Below are 18,552 nucleotides of genomic sequence, written 5' to 3' on the forward strand. Positions count from 1 at the left end.
TGGTCGCCGGTGGCGTGCGTGGGGCCGCGGCCGGCCGGGTGACAGGGTGACCCGGTGGAGTTCCGAGAGGTGGTGCGGCGGCGCCGGATGGTGCGCGACTACGACCCGTACCGGCCGGTGCCCCCGGAGGTGCGCGACCGGCTGCTCGCGCACGCGGTCCGCGCCCCGTCGGCCGGCTTCAGCCAGGGCTGGGGGTTCCTGGTGCTGGAGACCGCCGAGGAGCGGGGCCGGTTCTGGACGGCCACGGCGCCGCCTCCCCCGGCCCGGCCGGACCGCTGGCTGACCCGGATGCGCCGGGCTCCCCTGCTGGTCGTGGCGCTCTCGCACCGGGATGCGTACCTCGACCGGTACGCCGAACCGGACAAGGGCTGGACCGACCGCGACGAGGCCCGCTGGCCGGTGCCCTACTGGGACGTCGACACCGGCATGGCCGCGCTGCTCATGCTGCTGACCGCGGTCGACGAGGGGCTGGGCGCCTGCTTCTTCGGCGTGCCCGCCGAGCGGGTCGACGCCTTCCGCGCCGCGTTCGGCGTGCCGGAGGGTCACCGGCCGGTGGGCGTCGTGTCGGTCGGCTACCCCGGGTCCGACGACCGCCGGTCGCCGTCGCTGCGCCGCGGGCGGCGCCCGCTGGACGAGGTCGTCCACCGCGGTCGCTGGTGAGCGGGCTCGAGACCGGCCTGCTGGCCGCCGCCGTCCTGCTCGGCGCACTCACCCAGCGGGCCACCGGCCTGGGGTTCGCCCTGGTCGCCGCCCCGTTCCTGGTGCTGGTCACCGGGCCGGCCGTCGGCGTCTCGCTCAGCAACGCGCTCTCGGCCTCGCTGTGCGCGCTGGTCCTGGCCCGGACCTGGCGGCGGGCGTTGTGGCGGGAGGTCGCGCTGCTCGCCGTGCCGGCGCTGCTGGTCATCCCGCTGGGGGTGCTGGTCGTGCGCACCCTGCCGGACGGGCCGCTGCTCGTCGCCGTCGGGACGCTGTCGATCGCCGCCGTGCTGGTCGTCGCGGTGGGCCGGCGGCGGGAGCTGCTGCCGGGCCGCCGGTCGGCGCTGCTGGCCGGGGCGCTGTCGGGCTTCATGAACGTGACCGCCGGCGTCGGCGGCCCGATGGTCAGCGCGTACGCGGTGTCCCGGCGCTGGCCGCTGCCGGTGTTCATCCCGACCGCGCAGGCCACCCTGCTCACCGTCAACGTGGCCTCGCTGCTCGGCAAGGGTGTCCCGTCACTGGGCGCGGCGGTGTGGGCGGTCTCCGGTTGCGCCCTGGTCGCCGGGCTGGTGGCCGGTGAGGCGGTGAGCCGCCGCCTCGACGCCGCGCGGGGCCTGCGGCTGGTGATCGCCGTCGCGCTGGCCGGCGGGGTGGCGGCCGTGGTCCGGGGTCTGGCCGAGCTGTGACCGGCTGGTTGACTGCCCGCTCGTGACGAACGACCCGACGCCTCCCCCGTCCTCCCGCGCCGTGCTGGTCACCGGTGGCTCGCGCGGCATCGGTCGCGCGATCGCGCGGGCCTTCGCCGCGCGGGGCGACCGGGTCGCGGTGCACTGGGGCGAGTCGCGGGACCGTGCCGAGGCGGTGCTGGCCGAGCTGCCCGGCTCGGGGCACGTGCTGGTGCAGGCCGACCTGACCGACGCCGGGGCGGTCGCCGCGATGGTCGACTCCGCCGCGGACGCGCTCGGGGGCCTCGACGTCCTGGTGAACAACGCCGGGGTGTTCACCGCCTCCCCGCCGCTGTCGTCGTCCTACGAGCGGTGGCAGGAGGTCTGGGCGCGGACCCTCGCGGTCAACCTGGTCGGCGCGGCCAACGCCACGTTCCGCGCCGTCCCGCACCTGCGTGCCGCCGGCGGCGGGGCGGTCATGAACGTCTCCAGCCGCGGCGCCTTCCGCGGCGAGCCGGACAACCCGGCCTACGGCGCGTCGAAGGCCGGGCTCAACGCGTTCGCCCAGTCGATGGCGGTCGCGCTGGCCCCGCTCGGCATCTCGGTGAGCTGCGTGGCCCCGGGGTTCGTGCAGACGGAGATGGCCCGCGAGGTGCTGGACGGCCCGGGTGGGGCCGCCGTCCGCGCGCAGTCGCCGTTCGGGCGGGTGGCGCGGCCGGAGGAGGTCGCCTCGGCCGTGCTCTGGCTGGCCTCGCCGGAGGCCCGCTTCAGCACCGGGACGATCGTCGACGTGAACGGGGCCTCCTACCTGCGCAGCTGAGGGAGCGGGGCCCTCGCCGGGCGGGTGCGGGCACCCGGCCCGGTCACCCGAGGGACGTCGTCCGGGAGACGACGACGAGGTCGGAGCTGTGCGTGCCGGCCGCGTCGACGCCCGGCGGGCGCGGCTCGAAACCGGGCAGGCCGGCCAGCCCGTCGCTGCCGTCGACGGCGCGCAGCGACGGCGACCCGCCGCCCTCGACGGTGAGCACCGCCTCCACGCCGTCGGCCGGCGGGGCGTGGAAGGTGACGGTCAACCGCTCGCCGCCCAGCGCCACCTCCGGCACGTGCCGGCCCTGGACCTGCGCCCCGGTGACCGTGCCGCCGTCCGTGGCCAGCTCGAGAGCGAGCAGCCGCACGTCGCGCCGGGGATCGACCCGGACGGTGAGCTGCCGGCCGGCGCCGGTCACGACGTCGGAGACGACCGCGACCTCCGGCGGCGGGAGGTCGGCGACCTCGGCGGGTCCGACGGCGAGCTCGCCGTCCAGGTACGGGAAGTCGACCGGCAGGTCGGCGCGACCGCCGACGTAGCGCGCCGTGTACGCGCCGGGCCGCTCCTCGGTGCTGGTCCACCACGCGCGGCCGGCGTCGGCGTCGAGCGCATAGGCCAGCTGGCTGGGCACCGGGTGGTCGGGGCCGGAGCGGTCGGCCGCCAGGCCCGCCGCGGTGAGGACGGCGGCCAGGACGACCGCCGCGGCCGGGACCAGCGCCGACGCGAGGCGGCGTCCGGGCTCGGGGAACAGCAGCTCGAAGGCCGGCAGCAGGGCCAGCGCGAGCAGCGTGGCGACGGCGGCGGGCGCGACCGCGTCCGACATCCCGAGCGCCGGCAGGAACAAGGCGACGGTCGGGGCGAGGACGACGACGGCGACCGCGCCGGCGGCCACGGCGCCGAGCGCGGCAACCGGACGGGAGGAGGTCAGCGCCACCGGCAGGCCGGCGACCGCCCCGGCGAGGGCGGGCAGCGCGGTCAGGTAGGAGCCGCCCGGGGCCACCACCGCCAGGACGGCGCCCAGCACGGCCAGCCAGACGAGCGCGCCGACCGCCAGCGCGGTCGGGCCGACGCGGCGGCGCAGCAGCGCGTACCAGGCCAGCACGACGGCGGCGACGAGCACGACGGCCGCGAGCCGGTAGGCGCCGGGACGCCAGGGGTCCAGCATCGCCGCGTAGCCGGGCCGCGCGGCGACCAGCAGCCGCCAGAGGCCGTGCACCGCGAGCGGCGCGAGCACCAGCGGGACGGTGGCCGCGGCGGTGCCGGCCGCCGTCCGCGGCAGCGAGGCCAGGCCCCGGCGGCGGACGACGAGCACGAGGACGGCGACCGCGCCCAGCGCTCCGGCGGCGAGCGGCCGCACCAGCGAGCCGGGGTAGTGCACGACGCGGTCGAGCACCGGGAAGTAGGTGGCGTCCTCTTCCGCGGGCCGGGCGAGCGGGGCGAGGTCGCGGCTGCCCAGCTCGCGCACCAGCGCGAGGGTGTTGTCGCCGAGGGCCTGGAGGGTGCGGCGGTCCAGCCGCTCGGGGGTGTCCTGCGGGGTGTGGTACGCGGCGGCGCCGTCGATGAAGGCGGTGTTGAGGCCGGTGAAGCGGCCGTCGGCCAGCAACACGCTGAAGTCGGTGTCGTTGGGCAGGGTGCGGTAGACCTCGACGGCGAAGCTCGTCGCCACCGGGTTCGGGGCCGCCGCGGCGTAGGCCTCGGCCAGCCGGGCGTTGCCGGGCGAGGTCTCGAACAGGATCGGCGGCCCGGTGGTGCCGCGGGCCTCGAGGTTGAGCACCACCCCGCCCTCACCGGCGAGGGCGTGCCTCGATGCGAACGCCTCGGCCCCGCAGAGGCACGCCTCCTCGGCGTCGGTGAGCACGACGACGACGTCGTTGCGCAGCGGCTGGCCGGCGGTGAGGGCGCGGACCGACTCGAGCAGCGCGGCGACGCCCGCCGCGTCGTCGCCCGCGCCGGGCCCGGTCTCGACCGAGTCGTGGTGGGCCACGAGGAACAGCCGGCCCGTCGAGTCGCTGCCCGGCAGGACGGCGACGACGTTGCGGACGCGGGCCATCTCCGCCGAGCCCGGTCCCGCCTGCCAGGTGCCGACGGCGTTCTGCACCCGGGTGTCCAGGCCCAGTCCGGCGAGCGTGGCGGTCAGGTACTCGACGACCTCGTCGTTCGCCGCGCTGCCGGCGACGTGGACGTCGTCGGCGATCGCCTGCACGTGCGGGAAGGCACGGGCGGCGCTGAAGGTGTCTGCCGGCGCGTCCGCGGCCGCGGGCGTTGGCGGGCGGAGGGCGAGGACGCTCCACGCCGTCAGCCCGAGCAGGAGGGCGACGACGACCACGCCCGCCAGCCGCGCCGGACGGCGGACGGCAGCACCGGTCGGGGTGCGTCCGGCGGGCAACGCTGCCTCCTGGGGCCGGGGACGGGATGCCGTCACCCTAGGTGTGCCGGCGACGACTCCCCGGTACGCGCGCCCGGCGCAGACTGAGGAGATGTCCCCGTTCCTGCGGGCGCGCCTGCCCGAGCGCGCCGGGCGGCGGACCAACCTCGGCCTGCTCGGGCTGTCGCTCGCCGCCGGCGGCACCGGTGTGCTGGCGTTCGGCGTGGGCGCACCGGGGCCCGCCCGCTGGGTGGTCGCGGCGCACGGAGCGGCCGGGCTCGGCCTGCTGCTGCTCGTGCCGTGGAAGTCGGTCGTGGTCCGGCGGGCGGCCCGTCGTCCGCTCGTCGCCCGGGCGCCGGTCGGGGCGTGGGCACTGGCGGGGCTCGCCGTCCTGACCCTGCTGACCGGGGTGCTGCACTCGGCCGGTGCGACCGGCCCGTGGCCGGCGACGGCCGGCCTGCCGGTGCTCCACCTGCACGTGGGACTGGCGGTCGCCACGCTGGTCGCCCTGGTCGCGCACGCCCGGGGGCGGCGGCAGCGTCCGCGCCGGACCGATCTGTCGCGGCGCTCGCTGCTGCGGACGTCGGCACTGGTGGCCGGCGCGGCGGCGGTCTGGGGTGCCGGCGAGGGGTTGCTGCGGCTGACCGGTGCGCCCGGCGCCGAGCGGCGGGTCACGGGGTCGTTCGAGCGCGGCACCGACGATCCGGCGGCGATGCCGGTGACCCAGTGGTTCACCGATGCGGTGCCGGCGGTGGACCACGACGCGGTGGCGATCGCCGGCGGAGGCCGCGTGGTCCGGGTGCCGGTGGCCGACCTGGCCGGGGACGATGCGGTGCGCGCGGCGCTCGACTGCACCGGCGGCTGGTACGCCGTCCAGACCTGGCGTGGCACCCGGCTGGACCGGGTGCTGGCGCAGCACCTCGGCGACGTGCGGCTGCCGGACGACGGCAGCATCGAGGTCGTGTCGGTGACCGGCTACCGGCGACGGCTGCCGCTGCGGGACGCCGCCGACCTGCTGCTGGCCACCTCGGCGGCCGGCCGGCCCCTGTCGGCCGGTCACGGAGCTCCGGTCCGCCTGGTGGCGCCCGGACGACGCGGCTTCTGGTGGGTCAAGTGGGTGGCGCGTATCGAGGTCGTCGACGCGCCGTCGTGGGCGCAGCCGCCGTTCCCGCTGCAGTGACCGGCCCACCCGCACCCCGACCGGACCATGGTCCGCCCCGTGTTCGGCCGCCGGATCCGTGGTCGGCCCGTGGGCGGCCCGTGGGCGTCGACGGTCGAGCCGTGACCCGGACCATGGTCAGCCGTGGTCGGGGCCCCACCGATCTCGTCGCCGGCGAGGCCAGGCGCGCGGAGCCCCGCGCGTCAGCTTGCTGCGCCCGCGGTCGCTGGCACGGGGAGCACCTCCTGGGCGAACGAGGTGTCGTACATCACCAGCGCGAGACCGACGACCTGGTTCTCTGCGGGCCGGCTGTTCACACCCACCGCCGTGACGGAAGCAGGCCCGGCACGGGCAGCTCAGAGCGTGCCCAGCCAGTTGGCCAGCAGGGCGGCCCCGGCGTCCCCGCTCTTCTCGGGGTGGAACTGCGTGGCCGACAACGCACCGTTCTCGACCCCGGCGACGAACCGGTCGCCGTGCTCCGCCCAGGTGACCAGCGGCGGCGCCAACGGGCTCGGCGGCCCCTCGGCACCGAGCGTGAAGGTGCGGACACCGTAGGAGTGCACGAAGTAGAAGCGCTGGTCGGCCAGACCGTCGAAGAGGACGCTCCGCTGCGGCACCTGCACCGTGTTCCAGCCCATGTGCGGCAGCACCGGCGCGTCCAGCTGCTCGACCACCCCGGGCCACTCCCCGCAACCCTCGGCGTCGTAGCCGTGCTCGACGCCGCGCTCGAAGAGCACCTGCATCCCGACGCACACGCCGAGCACCGGGCGACCGCCGGCCAGCCGCCGGCCGATCAGCTTCGGCCCGTCGACGGCGCGCAGGCCGGTCATGCAGGCGGCGAACGCACCCACGCCGGGCACCACGAGGCCGTCGGCGTCCATGGCGGTCCGGAAGTCCGAGGTGACCGTGACGTCGGCGCCCACGCGCGCCAGGGCGCGCTCGGCCGAACGCAGGTTGCCCGACCCGTAATCGAGGACGACGACCTTCTTCACGCTTCCCACGCTAGCCAACAGCCGACACCACTCCGCCGGCATTCCGGCGCAGCCCGCAGGCGGTCGCTCACACCAGCCGCAGGACGCCGGACACGGTGGCCAGCAGCGCGGCGGCCAGCAGCACGACGGCGATGGCGACCTGCGGGCCGGTCCGCCCCCTGGTCTCCGAGTCGGCCTTCCAGATGCTCCACGCCCCGCCGAGCAGGAACCCGCCCAGCACGACGAGGACGACGCCGAAGGTCACGCCGCTACAGCGCGCCCTTGGTGGAGGGCACGTCGGCCACCCGCGGGTCGATCGCCACCGCGGCCCGCAGCGCCCGGGCCAGCGCCTTGAACTGGCCCTCGACGATGTGGTGGGCATCGCGGCCGCCGTAGAGCACCCGCACGTGGAGGCTGATCCGGGCGTTGAAGGCGAACGACTCGAGCACGTGCCGGGTCAGCGACGTCGGGTAGTCCGGCCCGATCACCGGGGTCATGCCCTCGGGCTCGGCGTGCACGAAGTACGGCCTGCCCGAGAGGTCGACCGCGGCCTGCACCAGCACCTCGTCCATCGGCACCGTCGCGTCGCCGTAGCGGGTGATGCCCCTCTTGTCGCCGAGCGCCTCGGCGAACGCCTGGCCCAGCGCGATCGCGACGTCCTCGACGGTGTGGTGCGCGTCGATGTGCAGGTCTCCGTCGGCCCGCACGGTCAGGTCGATGCCGCTGTGCTTGGACAGCGAGGTCAGCATGTGGTCGTAGAAGCCGACGCCGGTGCTGATGCTGCTCTGGCCGGTGCCGTCGAGGTCGAGCTCGACGACGAGCTTGGTCTCGCTGGTGGCCCGCTCGACGCGCGCGGTGCGGTTCATGCCGCCGATCCTCCCCCATGCCCGGCCGCCGTCGCGGCGACCTCCCCCAGCGCGGTGAGGAAGGCATCCGTCTCCTCCGCGGTGCCGGCGGTCACCCGCAGCCAGCCGGGCAACCCGACGTCGCGGACGAGGACGTCGCGGTCGAGCAGCGCCTGCCAGGCCGCGCGGGCGTCGGCGAACCGGCCGAACAGCACGAAGTTGGCGTCGCTGGGCACGCTGGTCAACCCGAGCGCGGGCAGCGCGGCGACGATCCGGTCGCGCTCGGCCTTGACCGCGTCGACGGTGGCCAGCAGCGCGTCGGTGTGCGCCAGCGCGGTGCGGGCGGCCGCCTGCGTCAGCGAGCCGAGGTGGTACGGCAGCCGGACCAGCTGGAGCGCGTCGACCACGGCGCGGTCGGCCGCGAGGTAGCCCAGGCGCAGCCCGGCCATCCCGAAGGCCTTGCTCATCGTCCGGCTGACCACCAGCCGTGGCCGGCCGGCCAGCAGGGTCAGGGCGGACGGCGTACCGGCGCGGGCGAACTCGGCGTACGCCTCGTCGACGACCACGATGCCCTCCGTGGCGTCGTGGATGGCCTCGATCGTCCCGAGCGCCACCGCGGTGCCGGTCGGGTTGTTCGGGCTGGTCACGAAGACGACGTCCGGGCGCACCGCCCGCACCTGCGCGACCGCGTCGGCGGTGTCGATGGTGAAGTCGGCCCGGCGCCGCCCGTCGACCCACCCGGTGCCGGTGCCCGCGGAGATGATCGGGTGCATCGAGTAGGACGGTGTGAAGCCCAGCGCCGTCCGGCCGGCGCCGCCGAAGGCCTGGAGGACTTGCTGCAGCACCTCGTTGGAGCCGTTGGCCGCCCACACCTGGGCCGGCTCCAGCGCCACCCCGGAGGTCTGCCTCAGGTAGCGCGCCAGGTCGCCGCGCAGCGCGAGCGCGTCGCGGTCGGGGTAGCGGTTGAGGCCGGCGGCGGCCCGGCCGAGCGCGTCGGCCAGGTCGGCCAGCAGCGCATCGGGCAGCGGGTGCGGGTTCTCGTTCGTGTTGAGCCGGTGCTTCACCTGCAGCTGCGGGGCGCCGTAGGGCGTGCGCCCCCGCAGCTCCGGCCGCAGCGGGAGCCCGTCGAGGGAGGTCATGCGCACCCGGTCACCGCTTCTGCCGGATGCGCACCGCGGCGGCGTGCGCGGGGAGGTCCTCGGCGCCCGCGAGCGCGTCGACGTGGCCGGCCACCTCGGCCAGCGCCTGCCGGTCGTACTCGACCACGTGGATGCCGCGCAGGAACGACTGCACCGAGAGCCCGCTGGAGTGCCGGGCGCACCCGCCCGTGGGCAGGACGTGGTTGGAGCCGGCGACGTAGTCACCGAGGGAGACCGGCGACCAGGCCCCGACGAACACCGCCCCGGCGTTGCGCACCCGCATCGCCACCTCGCGGGCGCCGGCGGTCTGGATCTCGAGGTGCTCGGCGGCGTAGGCGTCGACGACGGCGAGCCCGGCGTCGAGATCGTCGACGAGGACGATGCCCGACTGGCGGCCGTCGAGCGCGGTCAGGATGCGGTCGCTGTGCTTGGTCGCCGTGACCTGTGCGGGCACCAGGTCGAGGACGGCGTCGGCGAGCCGCTCGCTCGTCGTGACCAGGACGGCGCCGGCGAGCGGATCGTGCTCGGCCTGGCTGATCAGGTCGGCGGCCACGTGCGCAGGATCGGCGGTGTCGTCGGCCAGGATGGCCACCTCGGTGGGCCCGGCCTCGGAATCGATCCCGATGAGGCCCCGCAGCAGCCGCTTGGCCGCGGTGACGTAGACGTTGCCCGGTCCGGTGACCATGTCGACCGGCTCGCAGGAGCCCGCGCCGTAGCCGAAGACGGCGACGGCCTGCGCCCCGCCGACGGCGTACACCTCGGTCACGCCGAGCAGCGCGCAGGCGGCCAGCACGCCGGCGTCGGGCAGCCCGCCGTTGTCGCGCTGCGGCGGGGAGGCGACCGCGATCGACTCGACGCCGGCGATCTGCGCGGGCACGACGTTCATGACCACGCTGGACAGCAGCGGCGCCAGCCCACCCGGCACGTACAGACCGACCCGGCGCACCGGCAGCCAGCGCTCGGTCACCGTGCCCCCGCGGACGACCTCGGTCGTGACGTCGGTCCGCCGCTGGTCGGCGTGCACCCGCCGGACGCGGGCGATCGCCTCCTCCAGCGCGGCGCGGACGGCGGGGTCGCACGCGCCGAGCGCCTGCTGCAGCGCCGCCGGTGGGACGGCGAAGTCCTCCAGGTCGACCCCGTCGAGGCGGGCGGTGATCTCGCGGACCGCCTGGGCGCCCCGGACGCGGACGTCCTCGCACAGCGGGCGGACCGTGGCCAACACGGAGTCGATGTCGGTCGCGGCCCGCGGGAGCAGTCCGGCGAGGGCGCGCGGCCCGGGCAGCGCGGATCCACGCAGGTCGATGCGGGCGAGCACGGGCCACCTCCGAGGCGGGCGGGCGGGAACCCCAGGGTAGCCAGGAGGGCCCACCGGAGCGCCGGGCCCGCTCGCGGCGCCGGTCGGGCACCCGTGGCGCGGGGCCGGGCCCGCGCCCGGCGCGGAGCGCGCGGCGGACCGTAGGCTGCCGGGATGGGCGAGCTGATCCCGCTGTTCCCGCTCGGGACGCCCCTGTTCCCGGGGGTGGTCCTGCCCCTGCGGATCTTCGAGCCGCGCTACCGCAGGCTCGTGCGGGACCTGCTCGCCCTGCCCGCCGGCAGCGACCGGCAGTTCTTCGGCGTCGTGGCGATCCGGCAGGGCTGGGAGGTCGAGAAGGTGGCGCCGGCGGAGGCGCTGTACGACATCGGCTGCACCGCGCGGCTGCAGGTGGTCCGCCCGCAGCAGGACGGCACCTTCCAGCTGGTCACCGTCGGCGGTGACCGCTTCCGGCTGCTCGACGTCGTCGCCGGCGAGGACCCGCCGTACCTCCAGGCCGAGATCGAGTGGCTGGCCGAGGAGGAGGCGGCGGAGGAGGCCGCCGGCGACCACGAGGGCCTCGTCGGCCCGCCCGCGCTGGGCGGCCCGGGCAGCGCGCGCGACGAGGTCGACGAGGTGGCCTCGTCGGTGGCGCGCGGGTCGATGCGCGTGCTGGTCCGGGTGGTCGGGGGCTTGTTCGCCCGCTACGTCACCGAGGTCGCCGCACTCCGGACCGGCCGCGAGGACGACGGCGGTGGGAGGCCCGGGGACGACGCCGGCGGGCTGGAGGAGCTCGCACCGGCCGCGGTGTCCGCCGCCGGGGACACCGACGACCCCGAGGTCGCCGGACTGCTGAGGGCCGTCGCCGGCGACCCCACGGCGCTGTCCTACCTGGTCGCCTCCACGGCCCTGCTCACCACCGAGGACCGGCAGGCGCTGCTCGCGGAGTCGGCGACCCGCCGGCGGCTGGCCGCCGAGGCGCGCATGCTCCGCCGTGAGCTGACCCTGCTGCGGGCGCTCGGTGCGGTGCCGGTCCCGCTCGCCCAGTTCGCCGCGCCGATGACGGTCAACTGAGCGCGCCCGCCTCCTCGGGGCTCTGCGCGCCGGTGCCGTCGGGCGCGCGCTCCGCGCCGGCCGGGAGCCGGGTGCGGCGCAGGTCGTCGGTGCGCGTCAGCAGCGCGGCCAGGACGTAGGCCAGCGCCGCGGCGAACGGCCCGGCGGCCAGGGCCGGCACCGCCGCCAGGTGCAGCGGCGTGGTCACCACCGCGCCCACCTCGGCCAGCTGCGCGTCCGTCGGCCCGGGAGCGAGCATCTCCCCGACCTGCCAGGCCACGACGCCGGCGGAGACCATGCCGAGCGCCAGGGCGGCCAGCAGGGCCACCCCGCGTCGTCGACGCGGCAGCCAGGCGAGGGCGCCGGCCAGCAGACCGGCGGCGAGCAGCAGCAGGACCAGGACGCCGTCGTCCGCGACCGCCAGCTCCAGCGGAGGATCGCCGACCGGCTGCGGCCCGTCCTCGGTGACGCGGAAGTCGGCGCGGGGCGCCAGCGCCCACCACGCCACGCCCAGGGGCGCACCGGCCACCGTCAGGACGGCGACCACGACGACCGCGGCCCGCAGATCGGCCCGCACCTCCGGCCATCCGCCCCAGCGGTCCTCCGGCGGCACCGCGCCCCTGCCGAGGAGCACCCGCCTCCCGTCGGGCGCCGGCCCGAGGACCGGGTCGGACGGGCCGGGGCGGGAACCGTAGGGGGAGCTCACGCGTCCAGTGAACCCCGCGGTCCGGGCGCGGAGCACGTCGGCGGCGGTGGTCGGCACCGTCGCCGCGGACCGGGCGGCGCCGCGCGGCAGGCTCGAGGAGGCGGTGCCGCTCAGAGGATGGCCACGCTGGTCGGCCCGAGCAGGGCCTTGATGTCGCCCATCAGCGCGGTGCTCGGCCGCACCCTCAGGCCCTGGTCGAGTCGCAGGACCGTCTCCCGGCTGCCGTTGACGAGCTTCAGCTGGACCTCGGTCGTGCCCGGGTGGCTGCCGAGCACCTCGCGCAGCCGCTCCACGACCGGCGGCGTGCAACGGGCGGCCGGCATCGAGACCAGCACCGGTCCGCGCGGGCCCTCCGTCAGCTCGGGGACCGTGACCTCGGCGGCGAACAGCGAGGGCTGGTCGTCGCGGCGGCTGATCCGCCCCTTGATGACGACGATCTGGTCCCGCACGACCTTCTCCGAGAAGTCCGCCCAGGTCTTCGGGAAGAACAGCACCTCGATGCCGGACTCGAGGTCTTCCAGCGTGGCGATCGCCCACGGTGCGCCCTGCTTGTTGGTGCGCGGGGCCACCGAGGTGAGGATCCCGGCGATCGTGACGTTCGCGCCGTCCTCCACCCCGCCGGCGTTGATCTCGGCGATCGGGGTGTCGGCGTGCGCGGTGAGGACGTGCTCGACGCCGTGCAACGGGTGGTCGGAGACGTAGAGGCCGAGCATGTCGCGCTCGAACATCAGCCGCTCGGACTTCGACCAGTCCGCCGTGGGGATGGCGACGTCCAGCGTCGACCCGAACGGGTCGTCGGCGCCGTCGCCGCCACCGAAGCCGCCGAACAGGTCGAACTGCCCCTCGGCCTCGCGCCGCTTGAGCCCCATGGCGAGCTCGACGGCGTTGGCGTGGATGGTGACCAGCCCCTGCCGCGAGTGGCCGAGCGAGTCGAAGGCGCCGGCCTTGCACAGCGACTCGATGACCTTCTTGTTGCAGACGACGGCGTCGACCTTGCGCAGGAAGTCGGCGAAGCCCGCGAAGGCGCCCTGCTCCTCGCGGGCGCGCACGACCGCGTCGACCACGTTGCGCCCGACGTTGCGGATGGAGGCCAGCCCGAAGCGGATGTCGGTGCCGACCGGCGTGAAGTCCGCGGCGGACTCGTTGACGTCGGGCGGCAGCACCTTGATGCCCATCCGGCGGCACTCGGCCAGGTAGATGGGCCGCTTGTCCTTGTCGTCGCCGACGCTGGTGAGCAGCGCGGCCATGTACTCGGCCGGGTAGTTGGCCTTCAGGTAGGCGGTCCAGTACGAGACCAGGCCGTAGGCCGCCGAGTGCGCCTTGTTGAAGGCGTAGTCGGCGAACGGGACGAGGATGTCCCAGAGCGTTTTGATCGCCGCGTCGGAGTAGCCGCGCTCCTTCATCCCGGCCTCGAAGCCGACGAACTCCGCGTCGAGCACCGACTTCTTCTTCTTGCCCATGGCGCGCCGCAGCAGGTCGGCCTTGCCGAGCGAGTACCCGGCGACCTTCTGCGCGATCGCCATGACCTGCTCCTGGTAGACGATCAGGCCGTAGGTCTGGCCGAGGATCTCGGCCAGCGGCTCGGCCAGTTCCGGATGGATCGGCGTGATCTCCTGCTGGCCGTTCTTGCGCAGCGCGTAGTTGGTGTGCGAGTTGGCGCCCATCGGACCGGGCCGGTAGAGCGCGCCGACCGCGGAGATGTCCTCGAAGTTGTCCGGCCGCATGAGCCGCAGCAGCGAGCGCATCGGCCCGCCGTCGAACTGGAAGACGCCGAGCGTGTCACCCCGCGCGAGCAGGTCGTAGGTGTTCTTGTCGGTCAGGTCCTTGCTGATGGCGTCGAGGTCGATCGGCTCCTTGCCGTTGGCCACGATGTTGCGCAGCGCGTCGTCGATGACGGTGAGGTTGCGCAGCCCCAGGAAGTCCATCTTGAGCAGGCCGAGCGTCTCGCAGGTCGGGTAGTCGAACTGCGTGATCACCGCACCGTCGGCCTCGCGCCGCATGATCGGGATGCTGTCGATGAGCGGGTGGCGGCCGATGATGACTCCGGCGGCGTGCACCCCCCACTGCCGCTTGAGGCCCTCGAGCTTGCGGGCCTGGTCGACCACCTCGGCGGCGCCCGGGTCGGATTCGTAGCGGGCGCGGAACTCCGCGGCCTCCTTGTAGCGCGGGTGGGCCGGGTCGAAGATCCCCGCGAGCGGGATGTCCTTGCCCATGACCGCCGGCGGCATCAGCTTGGTGAGCTCGTCACCGACGGAGTAGGGGCGGTCGAGCACCCGTGCGGCGTCCTTGATCGCCGCCTTGGCCTTGATGGTGCCGTAGGTGACGATCTGGCTGACCCGCTCCTCCCCGTACTTCTCCGAGACGTACCGGATGACCTCGCCGCGCCGGCGCTCGTCGAAGTCGATGTCGACGTCCGGCATGGAGACGCGCTCGGGGTTGAGGAACCGCTCGAAGATCAGCCCGTGGGCCAACGGGTCGAGGTCGGTGATGCCCAGCGCGTAGGCGGCCAGCGACCCGGCGGCCGAACCGCGGCCCGGGCCGACCCGGATGCCGTTGTCCTTCGCCCAGTTGATGAAGTCGGCGACCACGAGGAAGTACCCCGGGAAGCCCATCTGGGTGATGATCGAGACCTCGTAGTCGGACTGCGTGCGCACGTGGTCGGGAACGCCGCCAGGCCACCGCTTGTGCAGGCCCCGCTCGACCTCCTTGACGAACCAGGAGGTCTCGTCCTCCCCCGGCGGCAGGGGGAAGCGCGGCATGAGGTCGGCGCCCTCGGTGAACGACACCTCGCACTGCTCGGCGACGAGCAGGGTGTTGTCGCAGGCCTCGGGCAGGTCGGTGAACAGCGCCCGCATCTCGGCGGCCGACTTCAGGTAGTAGCCGTCGCCGTTGAACTTGAAGCGGTTGGGCTCGTTGAGGCGAGAGCCGGTCTGGATGCACAGCAGCGCGTCGTGCGCCTCGGCGTCGTCGCGGTGGGTGTAGTGGAGGTCGTTGGTGGCCAGCAGCGGGATGCCGAGGTCCCGGGCGATGGCCAGCAGCGCCGGGCGGGTCTTCTTCTCGATGGACAGCCCGTGGTCCATCAGCTCGGCGTAGAAGTTCTCCTTGCCGAAGATGTCCTGGAAGTCGGCGGCCGCCTGGCGGGCGCGGTCCTCCTTGCCCGCGCGCAGCCACATGTTGACCTCGCCCGACGGGCAGCCGGTGGTGGCGACGAGGCCGGTGCCGTAGCGCTCGAGCAGGTCGCGGTCGAACCGCGGCTTGCGGTACTGCCCCTCCAGGCTGGCCAGCGAGGAGATGCGGAACAGGTTGTGCATGCCCTCGGTGGTGCGGGCCAGCAGGGTCATGTGGGTGTACGCGGCCTTGCCGCGGGATCTGGAACCCTCGCCGGCTCCCTCACCCTCTTCGTCGACCAGGTTGTCGCCGAAGTCGAAGGGGGCGCGGTCGAACCGCGAGCCCGGGGTGTAGTAGCCCTCCATGCCGATGATCGGCTTGACCCCGGCCGCGGTGGCCTGCTTGTGGAAGTCGTAGGCGCCGAACACGTTGCCGTGGTCGGTCATCGCCAGCGCCGGCATCCCGGCGGCGGCCGCCGCCGCGGTCACCTCGGGCAGCTTGGCCGCCCCGTCGAGCATCGAGTACTCGGTGTGCACGTGCAGGTGCACGAAGGAGTCGCTCGCGGGCCGGGGCTCGGCGGTGCTGCTCACCTGGGTCTGCGCTCCTCAACTGGTCGTGCGTGCCCGTCCGGCAGGACGGCGGCGGGCGACCGGCGGGGAAGACCGGCGGGGCGGCTGCGAGGTCGGCGCCCCGGCGGCGACCGGTCCGGCCGGCCCGCCCGTGGCGTCGATCCTCGCACCCCCGGAGGTGTACGCGGGGGGTCTGACAGAAGCGTGTCCCGGCCGGCCGGACCTGCCCGTCACGGTGCCGCGCGGTCCGCGTGACGGTCGTCGCCGTCCGGCGCGAGCGTGCGGCGCATCGTCACGTGCCGGATGCCCGCCTCGAGGTACTCCGCGCCGACGGCGGCGTAGCCGGCGCGCTCGTAGAAGCCCCGGGCGGTCACCTGGGCGTGCAGCTCGACCTCGGTGGCTCCGCGGAGCCGGGCCTGCCGGTGCAGCTCCGCGAGGACGGCGGCGCCGTGCCCCCGCCCGCGGACGGCGGCGTCCGCGGCCATCCGGCCGATGCTCGCGCGCCGGCCGTCGACGAGCAGCCGGCCGGTGGCCACGACCCGGCCGGCCGGCGCGCCGTCGGCGGGCAGGCCGAGGCTCACCACGTGCACCGCCGTGGCGTCCCGGTCGTCGCGCTCGACCTCCGGTGGCACGCCCTGCTCCTCGACGAAGACGCGGGTGCGCAGGGCGGTCAGCCCGGGCAGGTCCGCCGCGGTCGCCAGGCGTGCGACGGGCGCACCCGCGTCCGCGTCCGCCGGTGGCGGGGGGCCGGGCGGGAGGACGGGGCCGGTCACCGGGCTCCCCCGCTGACCGCCGGCAGCATCCGGGCGGGGACGAGCAGGAACCGCAGGTCGACCAGCGCGTGCAGCAGGACGGGCAGCAACAACGACCCGGTCTGCAGGTAGAGCGCCGCGAACACGCCGCCCAGCACACCGGTCAGCGCGATCCCGGCCACCCCCTGGTAGGCGTGCGCCACGCCGAAGGCCACCGCCCCGGCCAGCACGAGCGCCGGCGTCGGCAGTCCGCCGGCGGCGGCGCTCACCACGGCCAGGAAGAACGCGCGGTAGAGCCACTCCTCGCAGATGCCGGCGGTCACTCCGACCACCGTGAACAGCCGGCGCTCGGCGGGGCTGCGCGGCAGCAGCGCCAGCGTGGCCGAGCTCGGCGGCTCGGCCGCGGCGTGCCGGCCCTCCCTCGGCCGCCGCGCACGCTCGGCGGCCGCCTGCAGCAGGGCGCCGGAGCGCAGCGCCCGCGTCGAGACGACCACGAACAGGAGGACGAGCGCGACCAGCGCCAGCGGGACCGGGCCGGGCAGGGCCTGCGGCCACCGCAGGCCGACGGCGGCCGCGCCGACGGCGGGCGCCGAGAGCCACGTCACCAGGACCAGCACCGCGAGACCCCACTCGAGCACCAGGAGTCGACGGTAGAACGACCGCCGGGCACCGGGGTCGGTGCGCAGCCGGCCCTCGAAGCGGCGGTGCAGCACCGCGCCGACCGCCGGCTCGCCGACCACGAGGTAGCCCGCCACGACGACGGCGGCCAGCGCGGCCGGCCCGAAGTCGGCCAGCGAGGTGGGCAGCCCGGTCACGGACGGCGGTCAGGCCTCGGCCCGCAGGACGGCCAGCGCGCCGGCGAGGTCGGGTGGGACGTCGCTGGTGACCTCGACCCACCGGCCGTCGGCGGGGTGGGGGAAACCCAGCCGGACCGCGTGCAGCCACTGGCGGTCGACGCCGAGCCGGGCGGCCAGGGCCGGGTCGGCCCCGTAGGTCAGGTCGCCGACGCAGGGGTGGCGCAGCGCGGCGAAGTGCACGCGGATCTGGTGCGTGCGCCCGGTCTCCAACCGGATGTCGACCAGGCTGGCGGCCGGGAAGGCCTCCACGACCTCGTAGTGGGTCACCGAGGGGCGGCCGCCGCTGACCACGGCGAACCGCCAGTCCTTCGTCGGGTGCCGGTCGATCGGCGCGTCGATGGTGCCGCGGGACGGGTCGGGGTGGCCCTGGACGAGGGCGGCGTAGTGCTTCTCGACCGTGCGCTCGCGGAAGGCCGCCTTGAGCGCGGTGTAGGCGCGCTCGCTCTTGGCGACGGCCATCACGCCGGTGGTGGCGGCGTCGAGCCGGTGCACGACCCCCTGCCGCTCGGCGGCACCGGAGGTGGCGATGCGGTAGCCCGCCGCGGCCAGCCCGCCGACGACGGTCGGCCCGTCCCAGCCCGGGCTCGGGTGCGCGGCCACGCCCACCGGCTTGTCGACGACGACGACGTCGTCGTCGTCGTACAGCACGGTCATCCCCTCGACCGGCTGCGGCGCCGGGGGCTCCCCCGGCGGCGGGGGCAGCTCCACCTCGAGCCAGCTGCCCCCGGCGAGCCGGTCGCCCTTGCCCCGGACGCGCCCGTCGACGACGACGAGCCCGGCGTCGGCCACCTCGGCCGCGGCGGCGCGGGAGAGCCCGAACAGCCGGGACAGCGCCTGGTCGACCCGCTGGCCCTCCAGGCCGTCCGGCACGGGCAGCGCACGGTGCAGGCCGGCCGACGAGGTCACGACGTCCATTGTGACGGGCGGGCCGACGGACCGGGCCGTGCCCGGCCGGGCAGGCACGGGCCGGGCGCGGACGGGCCCGGCGCGGACGAGCAGGGCGCGGACGGGCCGGGCGCGGACGGGCCGGGCGTGGACGCGGCGCTCAGGCCGACCGGTCCTCCCGGCGGGCACGGGTGCTCCCCGCGCTGCGGCTGCCGTCGAACTCGATCCCCCGGACGGCGAGCAGGGCGCCGAGGACGCCGCCGCAGACGATGGCCGAGTCGGCCACGTTGAACACCGGCCAGATCCGCCCGTCGGGAGCGAGGACGGAGAGGAAGTCGACCACGCCGCCGCGCAGGAAACCCGGCGCCCGGAACAGCCGGTCGACCAGGTTGCCGAGCGCACCGCCGAGCACGAGCCCGAGAGCCGTCGCCCAGGCGGCGGAGTGCAGCCGCCGGGCGGTGCGCACGATGACCACCGACACCGCGATCGCGATGAGGCTGAACAGGACGGTGGCGCCCTCGGCGAAGGAGAAGGCCGCGCCGAGGTTGCGCAGCTGGGTCAGGTAGAGCAGGCCCCCGAGCACCCGGATGTCCGCGCCGGGCTCGATCGTGGCGACGACCACGACCTTGGTGAGCAGGTCGGCCGCGAACACGGCCGCGGCCAGGGCGGCCAGCAGCCGCGTG

Annotated in this window: 17 protein-coding genes; 5 read left to right on the top strand and 12 right to left on the bottom strand. The window is 75.7% G+C overall.

What is annotated here, in order from left to right; all coding sequences use genetic code 11:
• Nucleotides 1–54: 54 nt before the first annotated feature.
• From OF117_RS20365 to OF117_RS20375, 3 genes are read left to right on the top strand one after another with little or no spacing between them, the layout of a single operon-like run.
• The gene (locus OF117_RS20365) at nucleotides 55–660 is read left to right on the top strand and encodes a nitroreductase family protein (RefSeq protein WP_263554681.1); all 606 of its coding nucleotides are present in this window, start codon (nucleotides 55–57) and stop codon (nucleotides 658–660) included.
• Nucleotides 657–1,382 (top strand): sulfite exporter TauE/SafE family protein, encoded by a 726-nt coding sequence (locus OF117_RS20370; protein WP_263554682.1) that lies wholly within the window; start codon nucleotides 657–659, stop codon nucleotides 1,380–1,382. Before OF117_RS20365 ends, OF117_RS20370 begins: the two co-directional genes overlap by 4 nt.
• A gap of 22 nt (nucleotides 1,383–1,404) precedes the next feature.
• Nucleotides 1,405–2,181, top strand: coding sequence for an SDR family NAD(P)-dependent oxidoreductase (locus OF117_RS20375; RefSeq protein WP_263554683.1), 777 nt, complete (start codon nucleotides 1,405–1,407; stop codon nucleotides 2,179–2,181).
• A 43-nt stretch (nucleotides 2,182–2,224) separates the two neighbouring features.
• Here OF117_RS20375 and OF117_RS20380 read toward each other — a convergent pair whose 3' ends face one another.
• Nucleotides 2,225–4,555 (bottom strand): M28 family peptidase, encoded by a 2,331-nt coding sequence (locus OF117_RS20380; RefSeq protein ID WP_263554684.1) that lies wholly within the window; start codon nucleotides 4,553–4,555, stop codon nucleotides 2,225–2,227.
• Nucleotides 4,556–4,646: 91 nt separating this feature from the next.
• On the opposite strand from OF117_RS20380, the gene OF117_RS20385 reads away from it, so the two are divergent.
• Nucleotides 4,647–5,714, top strand: a complete 1,068-nt coding sequence (locus tag OF117_RS20385; protein ID WP_263554685.1) for a molybdopterin-dependent oxidoreductase — start codon at nucleotides 4,647–4,649, stop codon at nucleotides 5,712–5,714.
• Between the two features lie 335 nt (nucleotides 5,715–6,049).
• Here OF117_RS20385 and hisH read toward each other — a convergent pair whose 3' ends face one another.
• From hisH to hisD, 5 genes are all read right to left on the bottom strand, one after another.
• Entirely contained in the window at nucleotides 6,050–6,685 is a 636-nt protein-coding gene (gene hisH, locus OF117_RS20390; protein ID WP_263554686.1) for an imidazole glycerol phosphate synthase subunit HisH, read from the bottom strand.
• A gap of 67 nt (nucleotides 6,686–6,752) precedes the next feature.
• A complete protein-coding gene (locus OF117_RS20395) occupies nucleotides 6,753–6,929 on the bottom strand; it encodes a hypothetical protein (protein ID WP_263554687.1) in 177 nt (58 codons plus the stop codon).
• A 4-nt stretch (nucleotides 6,930–6,933) separates the two neighbouring features.
• Entirely contained in the window at nucleotides 6,934–7,530 is a 597-nt protein-coding gene (gene hisB / locus OF117_RS20400; RefSeq protein WP_263554688.1) for an imidazoleglycerol-phosphate dehydratase HisB, read from the bottom strand.
• On the bottom strand, nucleotides 7,527–8,648 hold the full coding sequence (locus OF117_RS20405; RefSeq protein WP_263554689.1) for a histidinol-phosphate transaminase: 1,122 nt from the start codon (nucleotides 8,646–8,648) through the stop codon (nucleotides 7,527–7,529). Before OF117_RS20405 ends, hisB begins: the two co-directional genes overlap by 4 nt.
• A 10-nt stretch (nucleotides 8,649–8,658) precedes the next feature.
• A complete protein-coding gene (gene hisD / locus OF117_RS20410) occupies nucleotides 8,659–9,963 on the bottom strand; it encodes a histidinol dehydrogenase (RefSeq protein ID WP_263554690.1) in 1,305 nt (434 codons plus the stop codon).
• A 153-nt stretch (nucleotides 9,964–10,116) separates the two neighbouring features.
• Between hisD and OF117_RS20415 the strand changes: the two genes are divergently transcribed.
• Nucleotides 10,117–11,013, top strand: coding sequence for an LON peptidase substrate-binding domain-containing protein (locus tag OF117_RS20415; RefSeq protein WP_263554691.1), 897 nt, complete (start codon nucleotides 10,117–10,119; stop codon nucleotides 11,011–11,013).
• Here the strand turns inward: OF117_RS20415 and OF117_RS20420 are convergent.
• The 6 genes from OF117_RS20420 to lspA form a co-directional block, all read right to left on the bottom strand.
• The gene (locus OF117_RS20420) at nucleotides 11,006–11,698 is read right to left on the bottom strand and encodes a hypothetical protein (protein ID WP_263554692.1); all 693 of its coding nucleotides are present in this window, start codon (nucleotides 11,696–11,698) and stop codon (nucleotides 11,006–11,008) included. The two genes, OF117_RS20415 and OF117_RS20420, sit on opposite strands and share 8 nt — an antisense overlap.
• 110 nt (nucleotides 11,699–11,808) lie before the next feature.
• On the bottom strand, nucleotides 11,809–15,396 hold the full coding sequence (gene dnaE, locus OF117_RS20425) for a DNA polymerase III subunit alpha (protein WP_263554693.1): 3,588 nt from the start codon (nucleotides 15,394–15,396) through the stop codon (nucleotides 11,809–11,811).
• A 209-nt stretch (nucleotides 15,397–15,605) separates the two neighbouring features.
• On the bottom strand, nucleotides 15,606–16,148 hold the full coding sequence (locus OF117_RS20430; protein ID WP_263554694.1) for a GNAT family N-acetyltransferase: 543 nt from the start codon (nucleotides 16,146–16,148) through the stop codon (nucleotides 15,606–15,608).
• Nucleotides 16,145–16,942, bottom strand: a complete 798-nt coding sequence (locus OF117_RS20435) for a CPBP family intramembrane glutamic endopeptidase (RefSeq protein WP_263554695.1) — start codon at nucleotides 16,940–16,942, stop codon at nucleotides 16,145–16,147. The genes OF117_RS20430 and OF117_RS20435 overlap by 4 nt, the downstream gene beginning before the upstream one ends.
• Before the next feature lie 9 nt (nucleotides 16,943–16,951).
• Nucleotides 16,952–17,899, bottom strand: coding sequence for an RluA family pseudouridine synthase (locus OF117_RS20440; protein WP_263554696.1), 948 nt, complete (start codon nucleotides 17,897–17,899; stop codon nucleotides 16,952–16,954).
• A 130-nt stretch (nucleotides 17,900–18,029) separates the two neighbouring features.
• Nucleotides 18,030–18,521: a signal peptidase II gene (lspA, locus tag OF117_RS20445; protein WP_263554697.1), complete on the bottom strand. Its 492-nt coding sequence runs from the start codon at nucleotides 18,519–18,521 to the stop codon at nucleotides 18,030–18,032.
• Nucleotides 18,522–18,552: the final 31 nt, after the last annotated feature.

The organism is Geodermatophilus sp. YIM 151500 (assembly GCF_025716945.1).
In the GTDB taxonomy this organism is placed as follows: domain Bacteria; phylum Actinomycetota; class Actinomycetes; order Mycobacteriales; family Geodermatophilaceae; genus YIM-151500.